The following is a 4,398-nucleotide window of genomic DNA, read 5'->3' on the forward strand; positions in this document are numbered from 1 at the left end:
CGGTTACATTCCGAACCCGGAAGCTAAGCCTTACAGCGCCGATGGTACTGCAGGGGGGACCCTGTGGGAGAGTAGGACACCGCCGAACAATCATTCAAAGGGCTGGACCCGGAACTTCTGTTCCGGGTCCAGCCCTTTTTTGGTATGCGTAACGCAAAGTTCACGTTGGGCATCGAGCATCGCAGCATGGGTACCGCAGCAATGCTCAGGGCCGCCGGCGTCGGAGTCGGCGACGAGGTCATCGTGCCGGCCTTCGGGAACGCGGAGGTCGCCGAGGCCGTGACACTCGCCGGCGCGCTTCCGGTGTTCGCCGACATAGATCCGGTGACCTACTGCCTCGACGTCCCGGCGGTGGAAGCGGCGGTAACCGCCCGGTCCGCGGCCGTCGTTGTCGTGCACCGCTTCGGGCGCTGGGCCGATGTCCGGGGCCTGCGGGCGCTCGGCCAGCGGCACGGACTGCTGGTCCTGGAGCAGGGCGAGTCCGAGGCGCCGTACGACGAGATCGCGCAGCGCCGGCAGCGGGCCGCCTACCTCGACGCGAAGCTCCGCGGCGTGCGGACGCCGGACGGCGGCGACGGGCACACCTACCAGCAGTACGTCGTACGGGTGCCGGGGAACGGCCGACCCGACCGGGACGCCTTCGCGCGGGCTCTGCGGGGCAAGGGAGTTGACTGCCGGGTGCCGGTGAAGACCCCCGTGCACCGGCTGCCGGAATTCCGGCGCTGCGTCTCGCTGCCGCAGACCGAGCTGGCGGCCGACGCGACGCTGGCGCTGCCGGTGGACGCCTCGTTGACGAAGCGGGAGATGCAGCGGATCGTGTCCGCGTGCAACGCGCTCGGGGGACTGCTCCAACCCGCCTTCTGAACGGGTTTGGGAACCCGGGTCTGTTCGGGGTATGATCTATTCCGTTGCCGAGGGGGAAACCCCGAAAAGGCGACAAGCCCCTATAGCTCAGTCGGCAGAGCGTCTCCATGGTAAGGAGAAGGTCAACGGTTCGATTCCGTTTGGGGGCTCAGTCAGGAAAAGCCCCGCCCTTTCGGGCGGGGCTTTTCTTGTGTGCGGGCTATTGAGCGTGTTCAGCGTGCCGAGACCAGCACGGTGACTCCGCGCAGCAGGACCGCGGCGGCGATCCGTGGGTCACCGAGATATCCGGCCACCATGGCACCGTCGCGCAACGCCACCATCGCGTCGGCTGATTGCCCGGGGTCGGCCGAACCGAGGCGCTGGAAGGCGTCCCGCAGCACCTCGCGGAACCAGGCACGGTGCTCCAGCACGGCTCGGTGGACCGGACTCGCGGAATCCGGGTACTCGGCCGCGGCATTGATGAACGGACAGCCGCGGAACCCAGTGCCGCAGACCTCCGAGCCGATCCCGGACGCCACCGCGAGCAGGAAGTCCGCGGGAGAGGTGATCTCCCGTGCCGCCTCGGCGACGCGTTCCCGGATCTGCTGGTCGGTGGCCTCCAGATAGGCGCGGACCAGATCGTCCTTGCCGTCGAAATGCCGGTAGAAGGTGCCCCGCGCCACGTCGGCCTCCGCCATGACCCGGTCGACCCCGACCCCGCGGATGCCCTCGCCGTAGAAGAGCCGGCTCGCGGTGCTCAGAAGTCGCTCACGCGCCGGGGAGGGGCGAATCGGTACGGACACGTCTTTTACCTTCGACATGCCGCCAGCATAGAACGGTCTGTCTCGTCAGCGGTCGACGATGCTACTTGGTGGCGTACACCGCGGTGTAGCCGCCGATGAGGGGCCGGGCCTCGGTCTTGGCGAATCCGGCCGCCTGGAGCCACTGAGCGGCGTCCGCGACGGTGTACTCGGAGCCTCCCTCGGTGTCGATGAGCATGTTGAGTGACAGCATCAGGCCGTAGGTGTTGTGGCGGCGCTCGTCGTCGATCATGGCGTCGTAGACGATGAGGGTGCCGCCCTCGGGCAGGGCGTCGTAGGCCTTCTTCAGCAGGAACCGGCGCTGTTCGAGGTTCCAGTCGTGGAGGATCTGTCCCATGACGTAGACGTCGGCCTCGGGCAGCGGGTCGGTGAAGAAGTCGCCGCCGTGGAAGGCGAGGCGGTCGGTCAGGCCGTGGGCGGCCACGAACTCCTCGAAGACCGGCGCCACGGGCGGGAGTTCGAAGACGCCGCCGGTGATGTCCGGGTTGGCGCGCAGGACGGCGGCCGGCACGGCACCGAGGGCCCCGCCGAGGTCGACGACGCGGCGGCGGCCGGTCCAGTCGAAGTCGGCGGCCAGGGCGGCGGCGAGCGGGGTGCTGACGCCGTTCATGCCGTTGAGGAAGTTCCGCCAGGCGACCGGGTCCTGGCTGAGCGTGGCGAAGAACGGGGCGCCGCTGTGGGCGACCTCGTTCTGGAGGTTGCCGGTGCGCAGGGCGTCGGTGAGGTTGTTCCAGAAGCCGAAGAGGCGGTTGTTGGCCATCTCCAGGATGCCGCCCACGTAGGACGGCTTGGCGCGGTCCAGGAACACGTCGGCGGCGGGAGTGTTGCGGTAGAGGCCGTCCGCGTCGCGGGTCAGCACGCCGAGGGAGACCAGGGCGTCGAGGAAGTCCTCGGCGGACCTGGGGTGCAGGCCCGCCTCGGCGGCGAGCGAGTCACGGTAGCGGCCGCCGTTTGCCAGCGTGGTGAAGACTCCCAGCTCGACCGCGCTGAGCAGCGTCTTGGAAGCCATGAAGCCGAGGCCGAGCTGGAGAAGCGGCTCAGGGGTGATCGGGTCGGTGACCGACATGTGTGTCTCCCTCGTGGGTTGGTAGTTGAATGCTAAACAGACCCTGGTGCGCGGTGGGTCGTTGAGTCAGGGCGGGCGAGGCGGCGGAAGCCCGAAAAAGCCCGCTGACCACGTCGGTTGCCTCTTCGGGCACAGTGCCGGGAAGGGGCCTGCATCGGTCCCGTGGAGGCGGCGGCGACACGGGCGTGCCGCGCTGTGGTCAGTCCAGTGCGCGCATCGCGGTGGACAGGGCGTCCGCCGCGAACTCGCGTCCCGTGCGGCCCCGGCCGACGACGCGAAGGCCCTGCGTGAACGTGGTGAGGAACCGGGCCGGCTCCCTCGGATCCTTGTCCGCGGAGATCGCGCCCCGCGCCCGCGCCTGCTCCAGGGCGCCGGCGACCGCCGACTCGACCTGCCGGAGCGCGGCCGTGACACGGTCGGCGGGGGTGGGCAGGGCTCCGCCGTGGGCGGAGGCGTTGACCACCAGACAGCCGCGTGTGGGGTCGGTCGGATCGGCCTCCACGAGGGAGACGAGCACCTCGCGGACCGCGACGCGGATCTCGGCCGTACCGCCGACGGCCTCGGCCGGGCCGGCGGCCTCGGAGGGAGACGTACCGCTCCAGGGAGCGGAGGCAGACCCGTTCCTTCGAGCCGAAGGCCGCGTAGAAGCCGCCGCTGCCGATGGACAGTTCCTTGAGCAGGTCCTGCAGGGAGGTCCCGGCGTAGCCGCGGCGCCAGAACAGGTCCATGGCGCCAGCCTGGCGTGCTTTGTGGAGCAGTCGATCAACTATGTCTGCCGCACCGGACCCGGGCCTCGCGGGACCCGGGCCTCGCGGTGGTCGGGCCGCCGGTCACCGGCGGGTGAGCGCGGCCAGCTCCTTGGTGATCGTTTCGGTGTCCTGGTAGGTGAGTCCGATCCGGGCGACGTGCTTCCAGCGCACGATGCCGTCGGCGTCGATCACGAACACCGAGCGCTTGAGGCCCAGGCCCGGCATCTGGATGCCGTACGCCTTCACGACCGAGCGGTCGGTGTCGGCGAGCAGCGGGAAGCGCAGGTCGCGCTTGCGGGCGAAGCGCTCGTGGCTGTCGAGGTCGCTGAAGTTGACTCCCCACACGTTCGCCCCGAGGTCGCGGAAGCGGTCCAGGTCGGAGGCGTAGGAGCACAGCTGCTTGGTGCAGACCGCCGACTCGTCGCCGGGGTAGAACGCGAGGACGACGGGCGCACCGCGGTGCGCCGACAGTGCGTAGTCCTGTCGGTCGACGGTGCCGTCGTCTCCCAGCAGTACTCCGGGGAGTGTGAAGTCGGGGGCGGGCGTACCGATCTCGGGCACGGGCATGGCGGGTCCTCTCACGGGGGGAGCGAGCCGGTCGGCGGGGTGCCGGACCGTCCGTGCGGCTAACTGTATAGAACGTTCTATCTCTTCGGAAGGAGTCCGTCCCGCATGCGCCTGTCATCACGGTCACGTGCGCGGGCCGCGCGGCTCCGGGGTCGCAGCTCACCGGGCGTCCGTCCGGCTGCCCGCGGCATCGCCTCAGAGGGTCTTGATCTGGCCGCCGTCGATGACGATCTCGGTGCCGGTGATGTTGGCGGCGCGGGGGGAGGCGAGGTAGAGGGTGAGGTCGGCGACCTCGGTGGCTTCGGTGATGCGGCCGGACGTGATGCCCATGCTCTGGGGTACGACGGTGTCG

6 protein-coding genes, 1 tRNA gene, 1 rRNA gene and 1 pseudogene are annotated in these 4,398 nt (G+C 69.7%); 3 read left to right on the plus strand and 6 right to left on the minus strand.

Features of this window, described 5'->3' with window-relative positions; genetic code table 11:
• The 3 genes from rrf to ACIRQ9_RS40280 form a co-directional block, all read left to right on the plus strand.
• Window positions 1–88, plus strand: a 5S ribosomal RNA gene (gene rrf / locus ACIRQ9_RS40270); the annotation flags it as partial.
• Between the two features lie 113 nt (window positions 89–201).
• Window positions 202–864, plus strand: a complete 663-nt coding sequence (locus ACIRQ9_RS40275; protein ID WP_404185750.1) for a DegT/DnrJ/EryC1/StrS family aminotransferase — start codon at window positions 202–204, stop codon at window positions 862–864.
• 76 nt (window positions 865–940) lie between these two features.
• Window positions 941–1,013: transfer RNA gene (locus ACIRQ9_RS40280), tRNA-Thr, on the plus strand.
• A 63-nt stretch (window positions 1,014–1,076) separates the two neighbouring features.
• Here ACIRQ9_RS40280 and ACIRQ9_RS40285 read toward each other — a convergent pair.
• The 6 genes and pseudogenes from ACIRQ9_RS40285 to ACIRQ9_RS40310 all read right to left on the minus strand — a co-directional run bounded on the left by ACIRQ9_RS40285 (window position 1,077) and on the right by ACIRQ9_RS40310 (window position 4,376).
• Complete coding sequence (locus ACIRQ9_RS40285) at window positions 1,077–1,646, minus strand: TetR/AcrR family transcriptional regulator (RefSeq protein WP_404185738.1); 570 nt, start codon at window positions 1,644–1,646, stop codon at window positions 1,077–1,079.
• 61 nt (window positions 1,647–1,707) lie between these two features.
• Window positions 1,708–2,730: a methyltransferase gene (locus ACIRQ9_RS40290; protein WP_404185741.1), complete on the minus strand. Its 1,023-nt coding sequence runs from the start codon at window positions 2,728–2,730 to the stop codon at window positions 1,708–1,710.
• 199 nt (window positions 2,731–2,929) lie between these two features.
• Window positions 2,930–3,247 (minus strand): TetR family transcriptional regulator C-terminal domain-containing protein, encoded by a 318-nt coding sequence (locus ACIRQ9_RS40295; protein ID WP_404185744.1) that lies wholly within the window; start codon window positions 3,245–3,247, stop codon window positions 2,930–2,932.
• Between the two features lie 157 nt (window positions 3,248–3,404).
• Window positions 3,405–3,458 (minus strand): annotated as a pseudogene (locus tag ACIRQ9_RS40300) (hypothetical protein); the annotation flags it as partial.
• A 102-nt stretch (window positions 3,459–3,560) separates the two neighbouring features.
• Window positions 3,561–4,046: a peroxiredoxin gene (locus ACIRQ9_RS40305; protein WP_404185747.1), complete on the minus strand. Its 486-nt coding sequence runs from the start codon at window positions 4,044–4,046 to the stop codon at window positions 3,561–3,563.
• A 195-nt stretch (window positions 4,047–4,241) separates the two neighbouring features.
• Complete coding sequence (locus ACIRQ9_RS40310) at window positions 4,242–4,376, minus strand: SDR family oxidoreductase (RefSeq protein ID WP_404185752.1); 135 nt, start codon at window positions 4,374–4,376, stop codon at window positions 4,242–4,244.
• Window positions 4,377–4,398: the final 22 nt, after the last annotated feature.

It is taken from the genome of Streptomyces sp. NPDC101237 (assembly GCF_044767465.1).
In the GTDB taxonomy this organism is placed as follows: Bacteria; Actinomycetota; Actinomycetes; order Streptomycetales; family Streptomycetaceae; genus Streptomyces; species Streptomyces gramineus.